Raw genomic sequence first — 22,844 nt, forward strand, 5'->3', positions numbered from 1 at the left:
CGCCCGGTCACGCAGCCCCGGCCGCCTTCGAGGCGCTCTCCCGGGCCCGGTTGAACTCGGCGACGTTGCGCTGGTGTTCGGCGTAGTCGGCGGTGAAGCGGGTGTCGCCCGGCTTGACCGTGACGAAGTACAGCCAGTCCCCGGGGGTCGGATTGATCGCGGCGGTCATCGCGACGTCGCCCGGGTTGGCGATGGGCGTGGGCGGCAGGCCCATGCGCTGGTACGAGTTGTAGGGGCTGTCGACCCGGGTGTCCTTGGTGGTGGTGTCCAGCGTGGAGCGGCCCAGGGCGTAGTTGATGGTGGAGTCCATCTGGAGCGGCATCCCTCGTTCCAGCCGGTTGAAGACCACCCGGGCCACCTTGCCCATGTCCTCCTTGGCGGCGGCCTCCGACTGCACGATGCTGGCGATGGTGACGGCCTGATAGACGTTCAGCGCGTTGCGCTGGGCGCCCGCGGCGACCGGCGCGCCGGTGAACTTCTTGTTCGCCGCGTCGACCATGGACTCCAGCAGCTTCTCCGGCGTCGGGGACTCACCGAGCGGATAGGTCGCCGGGAAGAGATAGCCCTCGGGGTTTCCCTCGGCGTCGTTCGGCAGCTTGAGGTCGGCCTTGGTCAGGGACTTCTTGGTGGTCCCCGCGGGCAGTTCGAGCGTCTTGTCGACGGCCGCGTAGACCTGCGTCGCCCGCCAGCCCTCGGGGATCACGAGCGAGGTGGGGCGGGACTCGGCCTTCTCGTCCGTCGTCAGCAGGGGCACCGCCACGGCGGTGGCGGCCACGACGGCGCCGGCCGCGATCAGGGCGACTCGGCCCCGGCGTGTCAGCCGAATCGTCCGCCTCGGGCTCCTCGGTCTCCTCGGGCTCCTGGTGCTGCCGGCGTTCCTCGCGCGCCTCGCGCTTCGTCGCGGAGTGTTCGTCTGCATGCGGGCACGGTAACCCTGATTTGCACACAAACCCGGCATATCGTCATCTTGTCGGCTCCAGTCGGGCGTCTCTGCGGACCAGGGCCGCGTAGCGTCCGTTCCGCTCCAGGAGTTCCTCGTGCGTGCCCTGTTCGGCCAGGCGCCCGGAGTCGAGGACGACGATGCGGTCGGCGTCCCGGACGGTGGACAGGCGGTGGGCGATGGTGACCGTGGTCCGGTTGGCGGACAGCGCGTCGATGGCGTCCTGCACGGCTGCCTCCGTACGGGTGTCCAGCGCGCTGGTCGCCTCGTCGAGGACCAGGACGGGCGGGTCGCGCAGGATGGTGCGCGCGATGGCCAGACGCTGCTTCTCCCCGCCGGAGAAACGGTGGCCGCGCTCGCCGACCACCGTGTCGTAGCCGTCGGGCAGGGCGGCGATGTGGTCGTGGATCTGGGCCGCCCGCGCGGCCGCCTCCAGTTCGGCGTCGGTGGCGTCCGGCTTGGCGAACCGCAGGTTGTCGGCGACCGAGGCGTGGAAGAGGTACGTCTCCTGCGAGACCACGCCGATCCCCCGGGCGAGGGTGTCGAAGTCCAGGTCGCGCACGTCAACCCCGTCGAGGGTGACCCGCCCGTCCGTCGCGTCGTACAGGCGCGGCACCAGGTGGCCGAGGGTGGACTTGCCGGCGCCGGTCGGGCCGACGACGGCGAGGCTGCTGCCCGCCGGGACGGTGATGTCGATGCCGTCGAGGACCGCGGAGCCCTTGCCGTCGTAGCGGAACCCGACGTTCTCGAAGCGGACCTCGCCCTTGATGTGGTCGAGGTGGACCGGCTCGTCGCGTTCGGTGATGTCGATCGGCAGGTCGAGGTATTCGAAGATGCGCTGGAAGAGCGCGAGCGACGCCTGGATCTGGACACCGGTCGACAGCAGGCTCACGGCCGGACGGAACAGGCCCTGCTGGAGCGAGACGAAGGCGACGATCGTGCCGAGGGAGACCTCCGGCCCGCCCAACTGGAGGGCGATGCCGGCGGTCCAGTAGATGACGGCCGGCATGGCGGCCATGACGATCGTGATGACCGCCATCCGCCAGCGGCCCGCCATGTTCGACCGCACCTCGAGGTCGACCAGCCCCTCCGACTCGTCCGCGAAGGCGCGGGTGAGCGAGTCCGAGCGGCCCATGGTGCGGCCGAGCAGGATGCCGCTGACGGAGAGCGACTCGGTGACCGTGGCGGCCATCGCGGCCATCTGCTTCTGGCGCCGGGTGGTGATCTTCCGGCGCTCCTTGCCGACGCGGCGGCTGATCCACACGAAGACCGGGAGCAGGAGCAGCGAGACGACGGTCAGGCGCCAGTCGAGAACGACCATGGCGGCGACGGTGGCGACCACGCTGGTGAGGTTGGAGACCAGGGAGGTCGCCGTGGAGGTGACGGTCGCCTGCATGCCGCCGATGTCGTTGGCGATGCGGGATTGAACCTCGCCCGTGCGGGTGCGGGTGAAGAAGGCGAGGGACATCTGCTGGAGCCGGCCGTAAACGGCGGTGCGCAGGTCGTGCATGACCCGCTGGCCCACGGTCGTGGAGATCAGCGTCTGAAGCACGCCGAAGACGCTGGTGAGGACGGCGCCCAGGATCATGCCGAGGGCGAGCAGGCTCAGCAGGCCGGTCCGCCCCTCGGGGATCGCGACATCCAGGATCTCCTTCAGCAGGAAGGGGGTGGCGACGGAGACGAGCGAGGCGGCACCGACCAGCAGTCCGACGACCGCGAGGCGGCCCCGGTAGGGACGGAACAGCTTCAGGATGCGTCGCACCTGCCGTGGCTGTTCCTCGGCGTCGGCGGGTGCGGTCCAGGTGGACGCGCGGTCGGGTTGCATGGGCTCCTACGGGGGTGTCGGCAGTGGGGGGGGGCCGGCGGATCCCTCGGATCGCCGGCCTTGCGGAGCATAGGTCATTGTTACCTATACTCACAATGAATGTCGTCCTGATATTGTTCCCGCATGACCGCCCCCGATCCCGACGGCCTGCTCGCCGAGCAGTTGCTGCGGCTCACCCGCCGGGTGCACCGCATCCAGAAGCGCCACCTGGAGCACCGCGCCCTCGGCATCACTCCGGCCCAGTCCCGGCTGCTGCGCACCCTGGCGCACTACGGCTCGCCGCCGCGCATGGCCGACCTGGCCGAGCGCCTCGAAGTGGTTCCCCGGGCGGTGACGACGCTGGTCGACGGGCTCGAGGCGGCAGGGAAGGTACGGCGCGCCCCGGATCCGGCCAATCGCAGGGTCATCCGGATCGAGCTCACCGACGACGGACGCACGGCCCTGAGCGAACTGCGCGGCGCCCGCCGCTCGGCCGCGGAGGAGATCCTGGCACCGCTGTCGGACGAGCAACGCGCTGTGCTCGGCGGTCTGCTGGACACGCTGGTCGACGGCCCCGGCTGCGGACCGGACCGGGGCGCCGCCCGACGCTGAGGCGCTCCCGGGCGCGGTCAGGCCTTGAGTCGCGCCTTGTCCCCCATCACCACCACGGGACGTGCGTCCGGGTCCAGCGTGCGCAGCAGGTACTCCATCGCCGGTTTGGGCAGGCTGACACAGGCCGACGTGCCGCTCCCGTGGTCCATGTGCAGCCAGATCCCGCCACCCTTGGACGCGCCCCGGGGACGGGTCGGGTCGTTCGGTGAGGTGCCCTTGACGCGGTTGTAGTCGATGGCGATGACGTAGTCGAAGTCGTGCCAGTACGACTTCGCCCACCACCTCGGCGCCGCGAAGGACGCGGAACGGGTGTACGGCAGTCCGGTGTCCGGGGCGGGATCCGGATCCGGGAGCACGCCGCCGGCATCGCTCAGCGTGAAGACGCCTACGGGGCTGCGCTTGTCGTTCTCGCGGTGGTCGGTCGTCCACCCCTTCGTGCCGTTGTGCGCGGCCCAACTGCGGGCGCGGTGCCAGGCGGAGCCCTGCTTCGTGTAGAGCACCACGGTGGCGTCGGCTGAGTCCGGGCCGTCGCCGTACACCGCCACGACCTGCCGGGAACCGGCCGGCACCAGCCGCTGGTACCGGTCGCCGACGCCGGGGATCCGCGTCGGGTCGGCCGTGGCACTCGCGTGCCCGGCCCCGTCGGCCGGTCCGCTCCCCCGGTCCTCCGCGCCGTCCCCGGAAGGGCCTCCGCAGCCGGCCAGCGCCGACACCGTCAGGAATCCCAGGGCCGCCATCGCGACCGCCGTACGCCGTGTGCCACCACTTCCCATCGGTCCATGGTCGCACCAGCGTCCACAAGCGCGTTCCCAAGGCCCGGCGCGAGTACGGCGGAAGCAGCCTGATCCGTGCGCCACCGCGGAAAACCGCTTGATTTTGGGCATGCCGCGACGCGAACCTTTCACGGTTTGCAGCCTCTCGATGCCGTGTGGCAACGGCACCCCCTGACACGAGCCACTGGGACGTCATGCAGATCCAAGACCTTCCGTATCCCGACCCGGGTGTGCCGGACGCACGCTCGGGCTCCCGCTTCCTGTGGTGGCTGTTCCGCAATCAGCTGGGCGGCCAACTCAAGTCACTGGCCTGGGGCCTGCTGCACTTCGCCTCCGTCTCCGCCCTGCCCTTCTGCGTCGGGTTCGCCATCCAGGCCGTCGTCGACCGCTCCGGCAGCCGGCTCGCCCTCGCGGGCGGCCTCATGGCGCTGTGCTGCGCCGGCAACGCGCTCGGCGACACCTTCCTGCACCGCGCCGCCGTCACCAACTGGATCACCTCCGCGGCCCGAGTCCAGCAACTGCTCGCCCGCAAGGCCGCGCTGCTCGGTTCGGCCCTGACCCGGCGCGTCGCGGCCGGCGAGGTCGTGGCCGTGTCCACCGGCGACGTCGAGAAGATCGGCTGGTTCGTGGAGGCCGTCTCCCGCTTCACCGCGGCCGCGCTCACCATCGTGCTGGTCTGCGTCGCGCTGGTCGTCTACCAGCCGGCCCTCGGCGTCGTCGTGATCGTGGGCCTGCCGGTGCTTGCCCTCGCGGTACTGCCGCTGCTGCCCCGGGCCACCCGGCGGGCCGACGTCCAGCGCGAGAAGGCCGGCCGGGCCACCGAACTCGCCTCCGACACCGTCGCCGGCCTGCGTGTGCTGCGCGGCATCGGCGGCGAGGCGCTCTTCCTCGACCGCTACCGGAGCGCCTCCCAGGAGGTGCGCCACGCGGCCGTGCGCAGCGCGCGCATGTGGTCCCTGATCTCCGCGATCCAGGTGCTGCTGCCGGGCCTGCTGCTGATCGCGGTGGTCTGGCACGGCGTCCACCTGGCCCGGGACGGCCGCATCGGCATCGGCGAACTCGTCACCGTCTACAGCTCCGTCATGCTCCTCACCTACCCGCTGCGGCACTTCGAGGAGATCGCCATGGCGTACTCCTTCTCCAAGCCCTCGGCCAAGCGGGCCGCGCGGGTGCTGGCGCTGGAACGGGCCACGGACACCGCGGGGACGCGCACCGCCGAGATCCCGACCGGTGATCTGTACGACCCGGCCACCGGTCTCCTCGCCCTGTCGGGCCGGTTCACCGCCGTGGTGTGCGGCGACCCGGACACGGCCGGACGTCTTGCGGAACGGCTCGGCGGACACCCCTCGGAGGAGGGCACGTCGGCCCTGCTGGGCGGGGTGCCGCTCGACGAGCTGCCCCTCGGATCCGCCCGCACGGCCGTACTGGTGCAGGACAAGGACCCGGTACTGCTCTCCGGCACCCTCCGGGAACTGCTCGACGTACCCGCCTCCGGCGCGGTGAGCGCGGGGGACGCGCTGGCCGCCGCCCAGTGCGGCGACGTGCTGGCCGCGCTCGCGCAAGGCTCGCTCGACGCCGAGGACCCCATGGACGCTCGCATCACCGAGCGGGGCCGCTCACTCTCGGGCGGCCAGCGCCAGCGGCTCGCACTGGCCCGGTCCCTGATCACGGACCCCGAGGCGCTCGTCCTGGACGAACCGACCTCCGCCGTCGACTCGCACACCGAGGCACGGATCGCGGAAGGCGTAAGGGAGCTGCGCGCGGGGCGCACCACGGTGGTGTTCACCTCGTCGCCCCTGCTGCTGGACCTCGCGGACCGGACCGTGTTCCTGCACGAGGGCGAGGTCGCGGCGACCGGCACGCACCGGGAGCTGCTGCACACCGAGCCACTGTACCGGGCGGTGGTGACCCGCGAGCCCGACGAGGAGACGACGGCCCGCACGGACGTGACCGCGGTCGGGGAGCGCTCGGACATGACCGTGGTCGGCGGCCGCAAGGCCGACGGCCGCCCGGCGAAGACCCCGGACGACGACGTCCTGGGCGAGGACGACGTACTGCGCCACGACGGCGACGTACTGCACCGACTGGAAGAGATCGAGGAGAAGGCATGATCGGCGTCGCACCACCGCCGTACGACCCGGCGGCCCCCACGACGGCGAACACCCTCCCCGTCGGCGCTCCCGCGACCGTCCGCGCCTACACGGGCGAACTGCTGCGCCGGCACCGCCGGGCCTTTCTGCTCCTCGTCACCGTCAACACCGTCGCCGTGATCGCCTCGATGGCAGGTCCGTACCTGCTGGGCGGGCTCGTGGAGCGGGTGTCGGACGGGGCCCGCGAACTGCATCTCGGCCTCACCGCCGCGTTCTTCGTGGTCGCGCTCGCCGTACAGGCGCTCTTCGTCCGCGAGGTGCGGCTGCGCGGGGCCATGCTCGGCGAACGGATGCTGGCCGATCTGCGCGAGGACTTCCTCGTGCGGTCGGTCGGACTGCCGCCCGGCGTGCTGGAACGGGCCGGTACCGGGGATCTGCTCTCCCGGATCACCACGGACATCGACCGGCTCGGCAACGCCATGCGCGAGGCGGTGCCCCAGCTGGCGATCGGTGCCGTGTGGGTGGTGCTGTTGCTCGGCGGACTGGTGGTCACCGCTCCGCCGCTGGCACCGGTCGTGCTGATCGCGGTGCCGCTTCTGGTGATCGGCTGCCGCTGGTACTTCCGGCGGGCGCCCTCCGCCTACCGGTCCGAGGCCGCCGGGTACGCCGCGGTGGCCGCCGCGCTCGCCGAGACGGTGGACGCCGGCCGCACCGTCGAGGCGCACCGTCTCGACGCCCGGCGCATCGAGCTGTCGGAGCAGCGGATCAGGGAGTGGACGGCCTGGGAGCGCTACACGCTCTGGCTGCGGTCGGTGCTCTTCCCGGTCATCAATGTCACCCATGTGACCGTGCTCGCCTCCGTCCTGCTGATCGGCGGTGTGTTCGTCCTGCAGGGCTGGATCGGGGTCGGGCAGATGACCACGGCCGCCCTGATCGCGCAGATGCTGGTCGACCCGGTCGGCCTCATCCTGCGCTGGTACGACGAGCTCCAGGTGGCCCAGGTCTCCCTGGCCCGGCTCGTGGGCGTGCGGGACATCGAACCGGACGCCGGTGACGGCGGCCTGTCCCCCGAGGGACGGGACGTGCACGCAGACCGCGTGCACTTCGGCTACGTCGAGGGCGTGGACGTCCTGCGCAAGGTGTCGCTGGAGGTCGCTCCCGGCACGAGGCTCGCCCTGGTCGGGCCCTCGGGCGCCGGCAAGTCCACGCTGGGCAGGCTGCTCGCCGGCATCTACGGTCCGCGTGACGGCCGGATCACCCTGGGCGGCGCCGAACTGTCCCGGATGTCCGCGGAGCGGGTCCGCTCCCACGTCGCCCTCGTCAACCAGGAGCACCACGTCTTCGTGGGCTCCCTGCGCGACAATCTCCGGCTGGCCAGGACCGGCGCCACCGACGCCGAGCTGTGGGCGGCGCTGGGCGCGGTCGACGCGGACGACTGGTCCCGCGCGCTCGACGACGGCCTGGACACCGAGGTCGGCTCGGGAGGCTTCGCCCTCACTCCCGCGCAGGCCCAGCAGATCGCCCTGGCCCGGCTGGTGCTGGCCGACCCGCACACCCTGGTGCTGGACGAGGCGACGTCGCTGCTCGACCCGCGGGCCGCACGTCATCTCGAACGGTCCCTGGCCCGGGTCCTGGACGGTCGCACGGTGATCGCGATCGCCCACCGGCTGCACACCGCCCACGACGCGGACGTCATCGCCGTGGTCGAGAACGGCAGGATCAGCGAGCTGGGCAGCCACGACGAGCTGGTGGCGGCGGACGGCGCCTACGCGGCACTGTGGCGGTCCTGGCACGGGTGAGCCGGCGCCCTCCGGGGGTGGGGACGGATTCGGGATCGGGTTCGGGTTCGGCTGCGACCGGGCACGGGCAGCGCTCCGGCCCGGTCGGCCCCCGGCGGCGCTCGACGGCAGCCCATCGGTGCTTGGGGGCAGCCCATCGGCCCTGGACCGCGGCGCATCGGTCCGAGACGGCAGCTCACCCGTGCCGGACCGGGCGGCCGTGGGCCGGACCGAAGCGGGGGTGCCGACCGGAGCGGCGACGCGGCGAGGAACGGGGTGGACAGGGAGGGCGGCCACCCGGGCGGGGTCCGTGCCGTTGCGCGGTCCCGAACCGGAGTGGAAGGCTGGAGGTAGGCACCGGCTCGAGGTGAGCCCGGGAACCGTGCGGTTCCGCGACGGGCGAAGCCTGTGCCCCGTGCAGCGGCGGTCCGCCGCGGTGCGTGGCGAGAAGGGGCCGGTCCCCACCCCCTGGAGGTACCCGTGAACAGCGCCGACGGATGGGGAGACGACGTCTACCAACCGGACGGATCGGAGCAGCGGGAGGACACCGGGCTGCTCGACAGCGAGGACACGCTCGAGAACGACGGCGTGGGCGATCCCCTCGATCGCGGCTGGTCCCCGCCGGAGCGCCCCTGGGCGGTGGAACACACCGGCGTGACGGCAGCCGAACGTCACGAGGGCGAGACCCTCGACCAGCGGCTCGCCGAGGAGCGCCCCGACCAGCCCGCCCCCGAGGGCGACGGGCTGGGGGACGCCGACGGCACCGACGGAGAACTGCTGGACGGCGAGGTGGGCGCCGACCGTTCCGGACGGCTCGTGGCACCCGACGAGGGGGCGCACGAGGACGAGGAGCCGGCCCTGGTGGCCCTGGACGTGGGCATCGACGGCGCGGCCGCCTCCGCCGAGGAGGCCGCGATGCACGTCGTCGACGAGGACGCGCTGCCCGGCTGACACCCCCAGGGGCGGCGCATCCACGTCGTCCGCTCCATGATCCGCGCGGCACGAGGAGCAGCCATGCAGCAGGACAAGCATCCCGAGTACCGGCCCGTGGTCTTCCGCGACCGCAGTGCCGGCTACGCCTTCCTGACCCGGTCCACCGCGACCAGCGACCAGACCATCGCGTGGGACGACGGGGAGACCTACCCGGTGGTGGAGGTGGAGATCTCCTCGGAGAGCCACCCCTTCTACACGGGCAAGGCGCGAACCGTGGACTCGGAGGGGCGGGTGGCCCGCTTCGAGCGGCGTTACGGCGGCGAGGGCGGCGACGCGGGGCAGGGCGCCGGGGCCTCCGGCTGAGGTGGCAGTGCCCGCTTCCCTCAGATGAAGTTGAGCGCCGACGCGCAGCCCACTCCGCCGAGCAGCATGAACGCCGGCATGAGCACCTTCAGCTCCACCCAGCTTCCCGCCCGGAACCGCATCGGCTTCGGCGGCCCGATCGGATACCAGCGCTTCCGGCCCACCGGTATCGGCCAGAGTATGGGGCAGCCCGAGACGGTCAGCGCGTCCCCGATGTCGTGCACCAGCGCGCCGAGGACGACCGGCAGCCCCAGCCACAGGTACTCCTGGCCGGGCGCGGTGAACAGCCAGTCCGCGCCGCCGTCCGGCTTGTCCAGTATCCCGGCGATGATCCACGCGCTCGTCCCGGCCAGCAGCCAGACCAGCACGTCGCTGCTGGAGCCCCGGGTGGCCCGCCACAGCAGGCCCTCGATGGCGAGCACCATGTGCACGAAGAGGATCGCCAGGAGCGCCCAGCGGCCACCCGTGATGGCCAGCACCGACGTGCCCGCGCCGATCAGGACGGCCCACAGCCAGGTGTGCGTGAGGGTGCGGTGCCCGCCCGAGCGGCGCGGGTCGGCCGGCTTCTTCGTGGCTTTGTAGACGGCGTACGACAGCTTGTCCACGATCTCGCAGAGCCCCCGGGAGAGCGGTCCGAAAGCCCGGGAGATGGTGGCCGCCTTGTGGTCGAGGTCCGGGGCCAGCGCCGCGCCCGCACAGATGAGGGCCCCCGCGAGCAGCACCGGCCACGGCATCGGGTGTCCCGCGGCGGCGGCCGCCGCCCCGACGCCGAGCCACGCCGCGGCGCCCGAGAGTGAGTGTGCTGGTCCCATCATCGCCGTTGCCCGCCCCATTCCTCGTGTGCCGCTGTGCAGTTGTCCGGGTCCACTGATGCCTCGTCGGCGACCCAGCGTAGCGTTCGTGATCTTCATGCGGACAGCCGATTCCCCCATCGCGACGCGGGGCAGGCAAGATGGGGGCGTGACCCTCATCGATCAGCTGCCGCGGACCGCCGACCCCGATGCCCTGTACGAAGCCTTCGAGGCGTGGGCCCAGGAGCGCGGTCTCACGCTCTACCCCCATCAGGAGGAGGCGCTGATCGAGGTGGTCTCCGGGGCGAACGTGATCGTGTCGACGCCCACCGGCTCCGGCAAGAGCATGATCGCGGCGGGCGCCCACTTCGCCGCCCTGGCGCGGGACGAGGTCACCTTCTACACGGCTCCGATCAAGGCGCTGGTGTCGGAGAAGTTCTTCGAGCTGTGCAAGATCTTCGGCACCGAGAACGTCGGCATGCTGACCGGCGACGCGTCCGTGAACGCGGACGCGCCCGTCATCTGCTGCACCGCCGAGGTCCTGGCGTCGATCGCGCTGCGCGACGGGAAGCACGCGGACATCGGCCAGGTCGTCATGGACGAGTTCCACTTCTACGCGGAGCCGGACCGCGGCTGGGCCTGGCAGATTCCGCTGCTGGAACTGCCGCAGGCCCAGTTCGTCCTGATGTCGGCGACCCTCGGCGACGTCTCCTTCTTCGAGAAGGACCTGGCCCGCCGCACCGGCCGGCCCACCGCGGTGGTCCGCTCGGCCACCCGCCCGGTGCCGCTCTCCTACGAGTACCGCTACACGCCGCTGACCGAGACGCTCACCGATCTGCTGGCCGCCCGGCAGGCACCCGTCTACATCGTGCACTTCACGCAGGCGCAGGCAGTGGAGCGGGCGCAGGCGCTGATGAGCATCAACATGTGCACGCGTGAGGAGAAGGAACGGATCGCCGACCTGATCGGCAACTTCCGCTTCACCACGAAGTTCGGCCGCAACCTCTCCCGCTACGTCCGGCACGGCATCGGCGTCCACCACGCCGGCATGCTGCCCAAGTACCGGCGGCTGGTGGAGAAGCTCGCGCAGGCCGGTCTGCTCAAGGTGATCTGCGGGACGGACACCCTGGGCGTGGGCGTCAACGTCCCCATCCGGACGGTGCTGTTCACGGCGCTGACCAAGTACGACGGCACTCGGGTGCGCACGCTGCGGGCCCGGGAGTTCCACCAGATCGCGGGCCGGGCGGGCCGTGCCGGGTTCGACACCGAGGGTTTCGTCGTCGCCCAGGCGCCGGAGCACGTCGTCGAGAACGAGAAGGCACTCGCCAAGGCAGGTGAGGACCCGAAGAAGCGGCGGAAGGTCGTCCGCAAGAAGGCTCCCGAGGGCTTCGTGGCCTGGTCGGAGAGCACGTTCGACAAGCTCATCGGCTCCGATCCGGAGCCGCTGACGTCCCGGTTCCGGGTCACGCACACCATGCTGCTGTCGGTGATCGCCCGTCCGGGCGACGCCTTCCACGCGATGCGGCACCTGCTGGAGGACAACCACGAGCCGCGCAAGCAGCAGCTGAGGCACATCCGGCGGGCCATCGCCATCTACCGCTCGCTGCTGGACGGCGGCATCGTCGAGAAGCTCGACCGGCCGGACGCCGAGGGGCGCGACGTGCGCCTCACCGTGGACCTCCAGCAGGACTTCGCCCTGAACCAGCCGCTGTCGACGTTCGCCCTGGCGGCCTTCGAGCTGCTGGACCCGGAATCGCCGTCGTACGCGCTGGACATGGTGTCCGTCGTGGAGTCCACGTTGGACGACCCGCGGCAGATCCTCGCCGCCCAGCAGAACAAGGCGCGCGGTGAGGCCGTGGCCGCGATGAAGGCCGACGGTGTCGAGTACGAGGAGCGCATGGAGCGCCTCCAGGACATCACGTACCCGAAGCCGCTGGAGGAGCTGCTCTTCCACGCCTACGACACGTACCGCAGGAGCCACCCCTGGGTCGGTGACCATCCGCTGTCGCCCAAGTCGGTCATCCGTGACATGTACGAGCGGGCGCTGACGTTCACGGAGCTGGTCTCCCACTACGAACTGGCCCGCACCGAGGGCATCGTGCTGCGCTACCTGGCGAGCGCCTACAAGGCCCTCGACCACACCGTTCCGGACGACCTGAAGTCCGAGGACCTTCAGGACCTGATCGAGTGGCTCGGCGAGATGGTGCGCCAGGTCGACTCCAGCCTGCTGGACGAGTGGGAACAACTCGCCAACCCGGAGGAGATGACCGCCGAGGAGGCACAGGAGAAGGCCGACCAGGTACGGCCGGTCACCGCCAACGCGCGGGCCTTCCGGGTCCTGGTCCGCAACGCCATGTTCCGCCGGGTCGAACTCGCCGCCCTCGACCATGTCGAAGAGCTGGGCGAGATGGACGCGGAGGCGGGCTGGGACGCGGACGCGTGGGGCGAGGCGATGGACAAGTACTGGGACGAGTACGACGACCTCGGCACCGGTCCCGACGCCCGCGGCCCGAAGCTGCTGGTGATCGAGGAGGAGCCGCAGAACGGTCTGTGGCGCGTGCGGCAGATCTTCGACGACCCGAATGACGACCACGACTGGGGCATCAGCGCTCAGGTCGACCTCACGGCCTCCGACGCGGAGGGCCGGGCTGTCGTCCGCGTCACCGATGTCGGCCAGCTGTGAGCACAGGAGAAACCCACCCATGACGAACCCGGCCGAGAGCCTCGTCGCCCTGCTCGACCTGGAGCAGATCGAGGTCAACATCTTCCGTGGCCGCAGCCCCGAGGAGTCGCTGCAGCGGGTCTTCGGCGGACAGGTCGCCGGCCAGGCGCTGGTCGCCGCCGGCCGCACCACCGACGGCGACCGCCCGGTGCACTCGCTGCACGCGTACTTCCTGCGTCCCGGCCGTCCGGGCGTGCCGATCGTGTACCAGGTCGAACGGGACAGGGACGGACGGTCCTTCACGACCCGGCGGGTCACCGCCGTACAGCAGGGCCGCACGATCTTCACGCTCACCGCCTCCTTTCACAAGCCTGAACAGGGGAGCTTCGAGCACCAGCTGCCGCCGGCCCGCGAGGTCCCGCACCCGGAGTCTCTGCCGACGGTGGCCGACGAGGTGCGGGAGCACCTGGGCGAGCTGCCCGAGCAGTTGGAGCGGATGGCCCGCCGTCAGCCCTTCGACATCCGCTACGTCGACCGGCTGCGCTGGAGCGCCGAGGAGGTCAAGGGCGCCGAGCCGCGCAGTGCGGTGTGGATGCGAGCGGTCGGGCCGCTCGGCGACGACCCGCTCGTGCACACCTGCGCACTGACCTACGCCAGCGACATGACCCTGCTGGACGCCGTACGCATCCCGGTGGAACCGCTGTGGGGTCCCAGGGGCTTCGACATGGCGTCGCTGGACCACGCCATGTGGTTCCACCGGCCGTTCCGCGCGGACGAGTGGTTCCTGTACGACCAGGAGTCGCCGATCGCGACCGGCGGACGGGGCCTGGCGCGCGGGCGGATCTACGACACCGAGGGACGCATGCTGGTGTCCGTCGTCCAGGAGGGGCTCTTCCGGGCCCTTTAGGTCATCGGGCGGGCCACAGGGTCAGGCGTCTCTGCGCCACAGCCTGCCCAGGAGACCGCGCAGCCTCCTGGGCTCCTCGGTGTCGTCCGGCGTGGACTCCGGTCCCGGCGGGACAGGAGCGGCGCGAAGGGACGGTCCGGGCGCGGGGCGCTGCTCGCGGGCGGCTGCCACCGCGTCCGCCAGGTCCGCGCGCAACCAGTCGATCTCGTCCGGGTCCGCCGCCGTCATGATCTCCTCGGCGAGCTGTGCGGCGGGGGAACCGGGCGAGCCGTGCGCCGGCCGCAGGGGGTGGAGCCGGCGCAGGTAAGAACGCTCGTAGGGATCCCTGACGGCCTCGGCGACCTCGACCGCGTCGAGCAACGACGCCACGGCCGCCGCGCGGGCCCAGGGGTCGTCGGCCTGGCGGAGCAGGAATCCCAGGTGCCGCCCCCTCCAGTTGCGGGGGCGCAGGTCCAGCCCCTCCCCCAGCCGGCCCCGCAGTCCCTCGGGCGTGCGGCCCTTCAGCACTGAGGCATTGCGCTCGTCGGCGGCGAACTGCCGCAGTTCGTCGGCGAGGTACAGCCAGACGACGGCTCGGTACCGGTTGACGTAGAACTTGACGGGGACCACCAGCCCCAACCGTGCGAGGCGGGTGAACCGGACCTTGGTCACGTCCATGAGGGCCGCGCCCTCCGTGGTCCCCACGGTCCGGACCCCCGCCCTCAGTGTCTCGGGGAAACCGTCCGCCGCCCGGATCCGCTGGATCTCGTCGCGGGTGACGCGCCCGCCACCCCCTGCGTCGTCGGGCACGGTGCGGATGCGGCCGAGGTGGACGGCGAGGTCGAACTCACTGCGTTTGAGGCCCAGTACTCGTGCCGCGCGCCCCGGCGCGAGAGGGGCGTCCCCGGTACTGCCGGTCTGCTCGGTGGCCGCTGGGAATTCGCGCGTGACGGTGCTGCCGGACATGTTCGTCTCCCCCGTGGAGTGTTCGGCCGGCACCGTGCGTGCCCGCCTGACACGAAAAACCGTAGCCGCTGAGACGGCATCCGCGTCAGGCCTGTGGAAAACTCCGCCGCCCACGCCACGACGGCATTGAATGTGCAGGTCAGAGCTCTGTGGGCGATATTCGTCCCGGCTGCCGTGCGTCGACGTCGAGATGCTCGCCGACCCGGTTCACGAGCAGCGTCATCTCGTACGCGATCTGCCCGATGTCGACCTCGGCCCCGCTGAGCACGCACAGGCAGCTGCCCGAGCCGGCCGCCGTCACGAACAGCACGGCGTCGTCGAACTCGACCATCGTCTGCCGTACCTGGCCGGCACCGAAGTGCCGCCCCGAGCCCTTGGCCAGGCTGTGCAGCCCGGACGAGACGGCCGCGAGGTGTTCGGCGTCCTCGCGTCGCAGTCCCGTACTGGCTCCGGTCACCAGGCCGTCGTTGGACAGGACCAGCGCGTGCCGGACGTGCTCGACGCGCGCGGTCAGGTCGTCCAGCAGCCAGCCGAGTCCCTGGTTCTGCACCATTGATCCGAACTCCCCGTGTCGTCCCCGTATGCCTTGCCTCCCCCTGGCCGGGGGATCTGTCCGCCAGCCTTCCCCACGCCCGTGCTCCGGGCAAGGAGGATGGGGTGCATGGCACAGAAGATGACCGATGAGGAATGGCGGGCGTTCGTCTCGGACGGCACCCGCACCGGAAAGCTCTCGACCGTCCGGGCGGACGGCAGTCCGCACGTGGCGCCGATCTGGTTCCTGCTGGACGGGGACGACATCGTGTTCAACACCGGCAAGGACACGGTGAAGGGGCGCAATCTGGCCCGCGACGGCAGGATCGCCCTGTGCGTGGACGACGACCGGCCGCCGTTCCACTTCGTGGTGCTGCAGGGACGTGCCCGGCTCTCGGAGGACCTCGACGAACTCCGGCACTGGGCCGGCCGCATCGGAGCGCGGTACATGGGTGAGGAACGCGCCGAGGAGTTCGGGGCGCGCAACGGCGTCCCGGGCGAACTCCTCGTCCGTGTCGCCGTGGACAAGGTCCTCGCCCAGAAGTCCGTCGCGGACTGAGTCACGTCAGCGCACGGAGTCGAGCAGCCGGGCGGTGTGCATCCGCCCGGCGTACTCGACGAGCCGGATGAGCACCTCCTTGCCCGAGTCGCGGTCCCGCGCGTCGCACAGCACCACGGGTGTTCCGGAGTCCAGGTCCAGGGCGCGCAGTACGTCCTGGGCCTCGTGCCGGCGTGCTCCGGTGAAGCAGTTGACCGCCACCACGAACGGGATGTGCCGGTGCTCGAAGTAGTCGACCGCCGGGAAGCAGTCCGCCAGCCGCCGGGTGTCGGCGAGGACGACGGCCCCGAGCGCGCCCTGCGACAACTCGTCCCAGAGGAACCAGAAGCGGTCCTGCCCCGGTGTGCCGAAGAGGTAGAGGGAGAGGCCGGACCGGATGGTGATCCGCCCGAAGTCCATCGCGACGGTGGTGGTGACCTTGCGGTCGATGCCACCGGTGTCGTCCACCAACCGACCGGCCTCGCTGAGGAGTTCCTCCGTACGCAGCGGCCTGATCTCGCTGACCGCGCCCACCAGGGTGGTCTTGCCCACGCCGAACCCTCCGGCGACGAGGATCTTCAGCGCCAGCGCGGCCGACTCGCCGTCCGTGGCATCGGGGTGTCCGGTGTGTCCGGCATGGTCGGCGTGTTCGGCGTGTTCGTAGACCATTGATCACTTCTCTCGGTCCGGGTGGTCGTACGCGTGCGTGCCGGTCATGGTCTTCGGCCTTCTCTACAGTGCGCGCAGTCCGTCGATCACTTCGCGCAGAATCCGTTCGTCGGGCAACTGGGCCGGCGGAACCGGACGGCTGACGGTCACGCAGCCCAGTTCCACCAGGTCCCCGAGGAGCACCCTGACGACGCCCACCGGGAGATCGGCGTCCGCCGCGAGTTCGGCGACCGACTGGGTCTCGGTGCGGCACAGCTCGATCAAGGTCCGGTGTTCCGGTCCGAGCACGGTGACGTCGCTGCCCGGCGCGCCCGGGACCCGCGTCACGAGGGCGATGAGGTCGAACCGCACGCCGGTGGGCCTGGGCCGGGTGCGCCCGCCGGTCATCGCGTAGGGGCGGACCAGGGGCCCGGCCTCGTTGTCGTACCACTGGCTGCCCGGCCGTTCCCGGCCGCCGTCCGTGCTCTGGTCGGTCATCCGTGCGGCCCTTCCGGGTCATCCGCCGAAGGGTGGCCGTGCGGCGGCGCGCGGCGCGGTGTGGAGGTGCTCGCCCACGCGTCTGACCAGGCGGGCCATCTCGTAGGCCACGAGGCCGATGTCGGCGCTCACGGCGGTGAGGACGGCCAGGCAGGAGCCGTCGCCCGCGGCGGCGACGAACAGGAAGCCGTCGTCCATCTCGACCATCGTCTGGCGCACGCCCCCGGCGCCGAAGTGCCGGCCCGCGCCCTTGGCCAGGCTGTGGAAACCGGAGGCGACCGCGGCCAGGTGTTCGGCGTCCTCCCGTCCGAGGCCGGCCGACGCGCCCACGGCGAGCCCGTCGTTCGACAGCACGACGGCGTGCCGGACTTCGTGTACGCAGCCGACGAGGTCGTCCAGCAGCCAGTCGAGTTCGCGGGTCCGCCGGGCGGTCCCCGTGCCGGGGTCGTGGATCATGCGAGGTCTCCTTCGCTGCTGTGGCCGGCCTGCGGGGCCGGCTGCTCCGCGTGGCCGGGCCGGCGTCCACCGCCGCGCGTCCAGCCGTCGCGGTAGGCGGTCATGCGGTCCCGCACCGCTTCGGGCGTGCGCTCTTCCTCGCCGCGCGCCTGGGGCGGCCTCGCGGGTTCCGCAGGGCGCCCGTCCCGCAGTTGGGGTGCGAGGCTGGCCTGGCGTACCCGCCGGGGCAGGTTGTCGGACTCCTCGGCCGGGTCCGGTGTGCCGTCTCCGGCTCCAACGCCGTCTCCGTCGCCGCCAGTGGAGTCGGCGGAGTCGTCCGGGACGTCGGGGGATCGGTGCAGTCGCAAGGCGGGGGCTCCTGGGGGCCGGTTCGGCGCCGTCGTCTCCACAGTCACTGGTGCGGCGGACGCCAGTGCCGGTCGGCCGGACGGTGCGGGCACGGTCTCCCGGTGTGCGGCGGCGTGCGGCACGCGCGCGTACAGGCGCTCCGCTGGTGGGGCCTCCTCGTGTGCCGCCCCTGGGGAGCGTTCCGCGGTTCCGCTGTGCAGGAGCGCGGTGGGCAACAGGACGACGGCGGTGGTACCGCCGTAGGGAGAGGTCTTGAGGTGGACCTTGATGTCCTGCCGGGCGGCGAGACGGCTCACGACGAACAGGCCGAGCCGGTCGCTGTCGAACAGGTCGAGTGCCTCGGAGCGCGTGATGCGGTGGTTGGCCTCGGCGAGACTGTCCTTGCCCATGCCGAGGCCGCGGTCCTCGACCTCGATCGCGTAGCCGTTGCCGACGGGCTCTCCGGTGACACGCACGCGCGTGTGGGGTGGGGAGAACTGCGCGGCGTTCTCGATGATCTCGGCCAAGAGGTGCGTGAGGTCGGCGACGGCCGCGCCGACGACGGATGCCTCGGGGAGCTGTCGTACCTCCACGCGCGCGTAGTCCTCCACCTCGGAGACGGCCGCACGGACCACGTCGGTGAGTGAGACCGGCATGCGCCAGGCACGTCCGGGCGCCGCGCCGGAGAGGATGATCAGGCTCTCGGCGTGGCGCCGCATGCGGGTGGTGAGGTGGTCGAGGCGGAAGAGGTCGCTCAGCTCGTTCGGGTCGTCGGAGCGGCGTTCCATGCTGTCCAGGAGGCTCAGTTGGCGGTGGACGAGGACCTGGCTGCGGCGGGCGAGATTGACGAAGACACCGGAGATGCCACTGGCGAGTTCGGCGCGTTCCACCGCGGCCCGCAGCGCCGCCCGGTGCACGGTGCCCAGGGCTTCGGCGACCTGGCCGGCCTCGTCTACGGCAGCAGGTTCGGGTGGCGCCTCGGACCGGATGTCGATCTCCTCCCCCGCACGCAGTCGGCGCATGGCTTCCGGGAGCTTGTGCCGGGCGATCTCCAGGGCGCTGTTGCGCAGGCTCACCAGCTCGACCACCAGGCCACGGCCGATGCGGACGGAGATGACCAGCGAGGCGACGACGGCGAGAAGTCCGAGGAGGACCGCGGCCCCGGCCGGGGTGAGCGCACCGCGGGTGAACGGGTCGGCCCGGTCGGCGACTCCACGCGCGGCGTCCCGCTCGATCGTCCGCATGCCGTCCCGTACGCGCGCGTGGGCCCCGTCCCAGGCGGCGAGGGGTGCCGCCGCCTCGACCGGGCGGCCCTGTGCCGAGGGGTCCAGCAAGGCGTCCTCGGCCTTCCCCACGGTCGTATGGGCGGCGTCTCGGGCGAGTTCCTGCCAGGCCGCGCGTTCGGAGCCGCGCAGGTCGGTGGCGGCGGACTCGGTGAGGCTCCGTCGCGTGTCGACGGCGCCGGTGAACAGCCGCAGCCGCTCGCCGTCGAGGCGGCCGGCGAGGCGCGCGGCGGCGAGCAGGGCGTTCTCCTGGGCAAGCGCCTCGCCCGCGCGGGCGAACTCGACCAGCACGCGCGCGTCGGAGCCCAGATCCGCGTCCTGGATTCCGCTCAGCGCGCCGCCCACCCGGAAGGCGGCCGAGATGGCCGTCGTGTACCGGCGGTAGGTGTTCTCCCAGTCGGTGCGGCGGTCCAGGACGGCGGTGCGCAGCGGTCCCAGCCGTTCGGCGCCGGTCACGAACGCGTCGAGCCGCCGTGCCACTCCGGCGGGCAGTTCCTCGCCGTCGGCGACCGTGTGGCGGTCGCCGAGCCGCAGCTTCGCCACGGCGCGGTCGGTGCGCTCCGACAGTTCCCGGTAGTCGCCGTCCGGCACCGCCGACGGGTCGGTGGCGTGGCGCACGGCCGCGAGGCGCTCGGCCTGCAGGGCGGCCACGGCCGCGCCGACGGGGGCCCGGACGTCGGCGTCCACGCGCTGCACCTGCCGCAGCCGGGAGATGTCCTGGGCCGTGGTGACGGTGGCGTACGCCCACAGGGCCAGCAGGGAGACGACGGGCACCATCAGCAGGCAGACGATCCTGGCGCGCACGGTGCGGGGCTGGACGCGCCCGCGCCACGCGCGCGTGGTGGCCGATTCGGGCGCCTCGACCGTGGGCTCCGCCTGGCCCTCGTCGGCAGGTGGTCCGGCGTGCGCGCGACGTCCGCGCGCGGGTCGCCGGGACGGCGTGTCGGCGCCGTTCGCGGGGTTCGTACGAGGTGTACGCATGGCCTCCTCGCTCGGGACGGGGGTCGGGGCGTGGTCGCCGGGCCGCGGGCGCGGGTCCGCCGTCACCGGGCGGTGCTGCCGACGGGGCGGCGGGCCGCGGCGGACGCGTCGCGTTCCCCCGCCGTCGGTGACAGCGCGACGAAGGCCGAGGTCAGAAAGAGGTAGGACCCGAGGCCGACGGCGAGGGGGAAGATGAACTGCATCGCCGTGGCCCCGGGGAGCGTCTCGCCCGAGGGGGTGACCCGCACGCTCACCGCGAACATGCCGGTGTAGTGCATGCTGCTCACCGCCGCTCCCATGATCAGTGAGGCGACGGTGACCGCGAGGGGCGACCTGATGTTGAGCGCGGCCCAGAGTGCCGCGGTGGCCGCGGCGACGGCGATGAGGACGGAGAGTGCGACGCGTACCGGGTCGTAGCTCACGGCGCCGTGCAGGCGCACGGCCGCCATGCCCAGATAGTGCATGCTCGCGACGCCGATCCCCGTGGTGAGTCCGCCGAGCAGGAGTGCCCGCGCGCGGTCGCGGCCGTAACCGACCGCGAAGACTCCGGCGCATACGACGAGCATCGCGACGAGCAGGCTGGCGAGGGTGAGCGGCACGTCGTAGCGGATGTCGGTGCCGCTGACCCGGAAGCCGAGCATGGCGACGAAGTGCATCGTCCAGATGCCCGTGCCGATGGCCGAGGCCGCGGTCAGCAGCCAGTTGCGGCGCGAGCGCCCGGTGGCGGCGAGGGCGCGCACGGTGCAGCGCAGTCCGAGGGCCGCGCCGGTGCAGGCCATCGCGTACGACAGCACCGGGGTCAGCCAGCCGAGGGCGGCGTGGTCCAGGTGTCCCATGACCCCGGGACGCTAGTACCGGGCAGGGCGCACAACGGGGGCGCATTTCGAAAGGTGTTGCTATCTGACACAGAGAAGCGCTGGAACGATCGCGTCACGCTCGAACGTGTGCGCCTCGGCATCACCCGCCCGTTTGGGGAATCATGCGGACCATGAGCGACGACCACACGCACGTCCAGGAGTTCTTCGGCGCCCGCGCAGCCGGCTGGGACAGCCGCTTCCCCGACGACGGGCCCGCCTACTCGGCCGCGGTGGCCGAACTGGGCTTGCGGGAGGGCGACCGGGTGCTCGACGCGGGCTGCGGCACCGGACGTGCCCTGCCGCCGCTGCGGGCGGCCGTGGGGCCGTCGGGGCTGGTCCTCGGGGCCGATCTGACACCGGCCATGCTCCAGACCGCCGTACGGGCCGGGAGGGACCGGGACGGGCGGTTGCTGCTCGCCGATGTGGCCGCGCTGCCGTTGCGCGCGCGGTCGCTCGACGCCGTGTTCGCGGCGGGCCTCATCGCGCACCTCCCCGAGCCCGGCGGGAACCTGCGGGAACTGGCGCGCGTCGTGCGTCCCGGCGGTGTGCTGGCCCTGTTCCATCCGATCGGCCGGGCGGCGCTCGCGGCACGGCAGGGGCGGCGGATCACACCGGACGACCTGCGCGCGCAGGCCAACCTGCAACCTCTGTTGGCCGGTTCGGGGTGGCGCATGACGTCGTACGTCGACGAGGACGACCGCTTCCTGGCCCTGGCCGTGCGCGAGAGCTGACGGACGCCGCGGACGCCCGCGGCTTCCGGAGCCTCCCGAACCGGCCTCGGCTCGCCGTGCGAGACGATCGGCTCACTCGGCTGACGACGTGTCGATGTGGCGGACCGGGCAGCCCCGCACGCCGGGGACCGGGTGGGTGCCCAGGTCGGTCAGCCGGTACCCCTTCGGGTAGCCCTTGATCTCCCGGTTCTGGCGGGCGTGGTGCGGGGCGCTCCTCGGGGGCATCAGCCGGACGGCGCGCCCGCGCAGCCGCACCGCGCGGCGCATGATCGCACGCGTGGTGGGGCTCGGCGGGGTGTACCGGAGGGCGCGCAGCAGGGGCTCGTCGAGCAGGGAGCGTGTCCCGGCGCGCAGGAGGGGCGCGAGGGGGCGCGGGTACCAGGAGGCCATGAGGTCGAGGGTGGCGTCGGAGACCCTGCGGGCGCTCTCGTCCCAGACGAAGTGGGCTGCCTCGTAGGCGTCGAGGCAGTCTTCGAACTCCTCGTAGGACCCGGGGATGTCCTGGATCCCCATGTGCCGTCCCAGCATGCGGTAGTGGACGGCGGAGGCCACGGTCTCGTGCCGCGACATCCTGCGCCATGCGTAGGCGTCGATCCAGCGTTTCGGGGTCACGACGAACGTGCACAGGACATACCGCATGTCGTCGTTGGCGATGTCGTAGCTGCGGTGCATCCGGTTGATGCGCCGGATGGCGGTGCGGCCCTGCTCGCTGCCGAAACCGTGCTCGACGACGGCGTCGAGCAGCAGTGCCGTGTCGTCGTACCGCTTCTGCGTCCGGTCGGTGAACTCCGCCGTCTCGGCCAGCAGCCGGCCGATGCTCGGCACGGCGTAGGTGCGGAACAGGGCCAGCTCCAGGGCGCGGCCGAAGTCCCAGGGGAACTCGTAGGCCGAGGAGAGCCGGTAGATCTCTGCGGCGTCCTCGTGGGGGTCCATCCGCCGGATCTCCGCCAGCCGTTGAAGCGCTTCACCTTGGCCATACCCTTCTGCCGCCGAGGCTTCAACTCTACGTTGAGTAGCAGGAGATGCACGATCGGCGATGGTGACCGGCAGGGGAGGTGGTCCGCTTGTTCAGCAGGATCCTCGAGGCTTGGGACAGATCTCGCGCCGCCCGGCGCACGGAGGGCAAGACGGGAGGGGAACCGAGGTCGCACAATCTGTTCGAGGCCGCGGCCGCGTACGTCTCCGCGTGTGCGGACGACGATCAGGACCGGATCGACGAGGCGGCGGGGTGGGTGTCGCCGGAGGCCCTGTCGTTCGGGGTGAACGAGCTGGCGTGCCGAGCCGTGGTCGCGCTCGCGCGGGAGCGCGACCAGTCGCCGCGGGACGTCGCCCGCGCGCTCCTGGGGCTGCCCGCGACCTGACCGTCGGATCCCCCCGGCGCGTGGTCGATTCGCCC

At 72.0% G+C, this 22,844-nt stretch carries 22 protein-coding genes; 10 read left to right on the plus strand and 12 right to left on the minus strand.

Features of this window, described 5'->3' with window-relative positions; all coding sequences use genetic code 11:
* Nucleotides 1-7: 7 nt before the first annotated feature.
* Nucleotides 8-760 carry an endolytic transglycosylase MltG gene (gene mltG, locus ACZ67M_RS25295; protein WP_469853053.1) on the minus strand — a complete coding sequence of 251 codons (753 nt, stop codon included), beginning with the start codon at nt 758-760 and terminating at the stop codon, nt 8-10.
* 202 nt (nt 761-962) lie between these two features.
* Nucleotides 963-2,765 (minus strand): ABC transporter ATP-binding protein, encoded by a 1,803-nt coding sequence (locus ACZ67M_RS25300; protein WP_361355876.1) that lies wholly within the window; start codon nt 2,763-2,765, stop codon nt 963-965.
* A 123-nt stretch (nt 2,766-2,888) separates the two neighbouring features.
* Between ACZ67M_RS25300 and ACZ67M_RS25305 the strand changes: the two genes are divergently transcribed.
* Nucleotides 2,889-3,356 (plus strand): MarR family winged helix-turn-helix transcriptional regulator, encoded by a 468-nt coding sequence (locus ACZ67M_RS25305; protein ID WP_469852844.1) that lies wholly within the window; start codon nt 2,889-2,891, stop codon nt 3,354-3,356.
* 17 nt (nt 3,357-3,373) lie between these two features.
* Here the strand turns inward: ACZ67M_RS25305 and ACZ67M_RS25310 are convergent, their stop codons facing one another.
* On the minus strand, nt 3,374-4,129 hold the full coding sequence (locus ACZ67M_RS25310; protein ID WP_392015417.1) for a L,D-transpeptidase family protein: 756 nt from the start codon (nt 4,127-4,129) through the stop codon (nt 3,374-3,376).
* 194 nt (nt 4,130-4,323) lie between these two features.
* Between ACZ67M_RS25310 and ACZ67M_RS25315 the strand changes: the two genes are divergently transcribed.
* The 4 genes from ACZ67M_RS25315 to ACZ67M_RS25330 all read left to right on the plus strand — a co-directional run bounded on the left by ACZ67M_RS25315 (nt 4,324) and on the right by ACZ67M_RS25330 (nt 9,293).
* Entirely contained in the window at nt 4,324-6,240 is a 1,917-nt protein-coding gene (locus tag ACZ67M_RS25315; RefSeq protein WP_469852845.1) for an ABC transporter transmembrane domain-containing protein, read from the plus strand.
* Entirely contained in the window at nt 6,237-8,018 is a 1,782-nt protein-coding gene (locus ACZ67M_RS25320; protein WP_392102905.1) for an ABC transporter ATP-binding protein, read from the plus strand. Before ACZ67M_RS25315 ends, ACZ67M_RS25320 begins: the two co-directional genes overlap by 4 nt.
* A gap of 459 nt (nt 8,019-8,477) precedes the next feature.
* Nucleotides 8,478-8,948 carry a DUF5709 domain-containing protein gene (locus ACZ67M_RS25325; protein WP_361355867.1) on the plus strand — a complete coding sequence of 157 codons (471 nt, stop codon included), beginning with the start codon at nt 8,478-8,480 and terminating at the stop codon, nt 8,946-8,948.
* Between the two features lie 63 nt (nt 8,949-9,011).
* Nucleotides 9,012-9,293 (plus strand): type B 50S ribosomal protein L31, encoded by a 282-nt coding sequence (locus ACZ67M_RS25330; RefSeq protein WP_122620840.1) that lies wholly within the window; start codon nt 9,012-9,014, stop codon nt 9,291-9,293.
* A 20-nt stretch (nt 9,294-9,313) separates the two neighbouring features.
* Here ACZ67M_RS25330 and ACZ67M_RS25335 read toward each other — a convergent pair whose 3' ends face one another.
* On the minus strand, nt 9,314-10,108 hold the full coding sequence (locus ACZ67M_RS25335; RefSeq protein WP_161328257.1) for a metal-dependent hydrolase: 795 nt from the start codon (nt 10,106-10,108) through the stop codon (nt 9,314-9,316).
* Between the two features lie 145 nt (nt 10,109-10,253).
* Between ACZ67M_RS25335 and ACZ67M_RS25340 the strand changes: the two genes are divergently transcribed.
* Both ACZ67M_RS25340 and ACZ67M_RS25345 read left to right on the plus strand, forming a co-directional pair.
* Complete coding sequence (locus ACZ67M_RS25340; protein WP_392015427.1) at nt 10,254-12,767, plus strand: DEAD/DEAH box helicase; 2,514 nt, start codon at nt 10,254-10,256, stop codon at nt 12,765-12,767.
* A gap of 19 nt (nt 12,768-12,786) precedes the next feature.
* On the plus strand, nt 12,787-13,653 hold the full coding sequence (locus ACZ67M_RS25345) for an acyl-CoA thioesterase (protein ID WP_122620842.1): 867 nt from the start codon (nt 12,787-12,789) through the stop codon (nt 13,651-13,653).
* A gap of 21 nt (nt 13,654-13,674) precedes the next feature.
* On the opposite strand, the gene ACZ67M_RS25350 is transcribed toward ACZ67M_RS25345, so the two are convergent.
* Together ACZ67M_RS25350 and ACZ67M_RS25355 are read right to left on the minus strand one after the other, a co-directional pair.
* Complete coding sequence (locus tag ACZ67M_RS25350) at nt 13,675-14,598, minus strand: DUF6397 family protein (protein ID WP_469852848.1); 924 nt, start codon at nt 14,596-14,598, stop codon at nt 13,675-13,677.
* A 139-nt stretch (nt 14,599-14,737) separates the two neighbouring features.
* Entirely contained in the window at nt 14,738-15,151 is a 414-nt protein-coding gene (locus tag ACZ67M_RS25355; RefSeq protein ID WP_123622003.1) for a roadblock/LC7 domain-containing protein, read from the minus strand.
* 108 nt (nt 15,152-15,259) lie between these two features.
* On the opposite strand from ACZ67M_RS25355, the gene ACZ67M_RS25360 reads away from it, so the two are divergent.
* Complete coding sequence (locus ACZ67M_RS25360) at nt 15,260-15,688, plus strand: PPOX class F420-dependent oxidoreductase (protein ID WP_122620845.1); 429 nt, start codon at nt 15,260-15,262, stop codon at nt 15,686-15,688.
* 6 nt (nt 15,689-15,694) lie between these two features.
* Here the strand turns inward: ACZ67M_RS25360 and ACZ67M_RS25365 are convergent, their stop codons facing one another.
* From ACZ67M_RS25365 to ACZ67M_RS25385, 5 genes are all read right to left on the minus strand, one after another.
* Nucleotides 15,695-16,336: a GTP-binding protein gene (locus ACZ67M_RS25365; RefSeq protein ID WP_450729971.1), complete on the minus strand. Its 642-nt coding sequence runs from the start codon at nt 16,334-16,336 to the stop codon at nt 15,695-15,697.
* A gap of 63 nt (nt 16,337-16,399) precedes the next feature.
* Nucleotides 16,400-16,813: a DUF742 domain-containing protein gene (locus ACZ67M_RS25370; protein ID WP_469852850.1), complete on the minus strand. Its 414-nt coding sequence runs from the start codon at nt 16,811-16,813 to the stop codon at nt 16,400-16,402.
* A gap of 18 nt (nt 16,814-16,831) precedes the next feature.
* Entirely contained in the window at nt 16,832-17,269 is a 438-nt protein-coding gene (locus ACZ67M_RS25375) for a roadblock/LC7 domain-containing protein (RefSeq protein ID WP_161328264.1), read from the minus strand.
* On the minus strand, nt 17,266-19,860 hold the full coding sequence (locus ACZ67M_RS25380; RefSeq protein ID WP_469852851.1) for a sensor histidine kinase: 2,595 nt from the start codon (nt 19,858-19,860) through the stop codon (nt 17,266-17,268). Before ACZ67M_RS25380 ends, ACZ67M_RS25375 begins: the two co-directional genes overlap by 4 nt.
* Before the next feature lie 62 nt (nt 19,861-19,922).
* Nucleotides 19,923-20,696, minus strand: a complete 774-nt coding sequence (locus ACZ67M_RS25385; RefSeq protein ID WP_361355854.1) for an MHYT domain-containing protein — start codon at nt 20,694-20,696, stop codon at nt 19,923-19,925.
* Nucleotides 20,697-20,848: 152 nt separating this feature from the next.
* Between ACZ67M_RS25385 and ACZ67M_RS25390 the strand changes: the two genes are divergently transcribed.
* Nucleotides 20,849-21,448 (plus strand): class I SAM-dependent methyltransferase, encoded by a 600-nt coding sequence (locus ACZ67M_RS25390; protein ID WP_469852853.1) that lies wholly within the window; start codon nt 20,849-20,851, stop codon nt 21,446-21,448.
* Nucleotides 21,449-21,520: 72 nt separating this feature from the next.
* On the opposite strand, the gene ACZ67M_RS25395 is transcribed toward ACZ67M_RS25390, so the two are convergent.
* Nucleotides 21,521-22,381 carry an oxygenase MpaB family protein gene (locus tag ACZ67M_RS25395; protein WP_469852855.1) on the minus strand — a complete coding sequence of 287 codons (861 nt, stop codon included), beginning with the start codon at nt 22,379-22,381 and terminating at the stop codon, nt 21,521-21,523.
* Between the two features lie 131 nt (nt 22,382-22,512).
* Between ACZ67M_RS25395 and ACZ67M_RS25400 the strand changes: the two genes are divergently transcribed.
* The gene (locus tag ACZ67M_RS25400) at nt 22,513-22,809 is read left to right on the plus strand and encodes a hypothetical protein (RefSeq protein ID WP_361355849.1); all 297 of its coding nucleotides are present in this window, start codon (nt 22,513-22,515) and stop codon (nt 22,807-22,809) included.
* Nucleotides 22,810-22,844 lie beyond the last annotated feature (35 nt).

It is taken from the genome of Streptomyces sp. NPDC107500, assembly GCF_055582785.1.

What these genes read in the sequence shown, in the direction of transcription:
- ACZ67M_RS25300 (WP_361355876.1), bottom strand. Translation starts at nt 2,765, where the DNA reads ATGCAACCCGACCGCGCGTCCACCTGGACCGCACCCGCCGACGCCGAG.
- ACZ67M_RS25305 (WP_469852844.1), top strand. Translation starts at nt 2,889, where the DNA reads ATGACCGCCCCCGATCCCGACGGCCTGCTCGCCGAGCAGTTGCTGCGG.
- ACZ67M_RS25310 (WP_392015417.1), bottom strand. Translation starts at nt 4,129, where the DNA reads ATGGGAAGTGGTGGCACACGGCGTACGGCGGTCGCGATGGCGGCCCTG.
- ACZ67M_RS25315 (WP_469852845.1), top strand. Translation starts at nt 4,324, where the DNA reads ATGCAGATCCAAGACCTTCCGTATCCCGACCCGGGTGTGCCGGACGCA.
- ACZ67M_RS25320 (WP_392102905.1), top strand. Translation starts at nt 6,237, where the DNA reads ATGATCGGCGTCGCACCACCGCCGTACGACCCGGCGGCCCCCACGACG.
- ACZ67M_RS25330 (WP_122620840.1), top strand. Translation starts at nt 9,012, where the DNA reads ATGCAGCAGGACAAGCATCCCGAGTACCGGCCCGTGGTCTTCCGCGAC.
- ACZ67M_RS25335 (WP_161328257.1), bottom strand. Translation starts at nt 10,108, where the DNA reads ATGATGGGACCAGCACACTCACTCTCGGGCGCCGCGGCGTGGCTCGGC.
- ACZ67M_RS25345 (WP_122620842.1), top strand. Translation starts at nt 12,787, where the DNA reads ATGACGAACCCGGCCGAGAGCCTCGTCGCCCTGCTCGACCTGGAGCAG.
- ACZ67M_RS25350 (WP_469852848.1), bottom strand. Translation starts at nt 14,598, where the DNA reads ATGTCCGGCAGCACCGTCACGCGCGAATTCCCAGCGGCCACCGAGCAG.
- ACZ67M_RS25355 (WP_123622003.1), bottom strand. Translation starts at nt 15,151, where the DNA reads ATGGTGCAGAACCAGGGACTCGGCTGGCTGCTGGACGACCTGACCGCG.
- ACZ67M_RS25360 (WP_122620845.1), top strand. Translation starts at nt 15,260, where the DNA reads ATGGCACAGAAGATGACCGATGAGGAATGGCGGGCGTTCGTCTCGGAC.
- ACZ67M_RS25365 (WP_450729971.1), bottom strand. Translation starts at nt 16,336, where the DNA reads ATGGTCTACGAACACGCCGAACACGCCGACCATGCCGGACACACCGGA.
- ACZ67M_RS25370 (WP_469852850.1), bottom strand. Translation starts at nt 16,813, where the DNA reads ATGACCGACCAGAGCACGGACGGCGGCCGGGAACGGCCGGGCAGCCAG.
- ACZ67M_RS25375 (WP_161328264.1), bottom strand. Translation starts at nt 17,269, where the DNA reads ATGATCCACGACCCCGGCACGGGGACCGCCCGGCGGACCCGCGAACTC.
- ACZ67M_RS25380 (WP_469852851.1), bottom strand. Translation starts at nt 19,860, where the DNA reads ATGCGTACACCTCGTACGAACCCCGCGAACGGCGCCGACACGCCGTCC.
- ACZ67M_RS25385 (WP_361355854.1), bottom strand. Translation starts at nt 20,696, where the DNA reads ATGGGACACCTGGACCACGCCGCCCTCGGCTGGCTGACCCCGGTGCTG.
- ACZ67M_RS25390 (WP_469852853.1), top strand. Translation starts at nt 20,849, where the DNA reads ATGAGCGACGACCACACGCACGTCCAGGAGTTCTTCGGCGCCCGCGCA.
- ACZ67M_RS25395 (WP_469852855.1), bottom strand. Translation starts at nt 22,381, where the DNA reads ATGGACCCCCACGAGGACGCCGCAGAGATCTACCGGCTCTCCTCGGCC.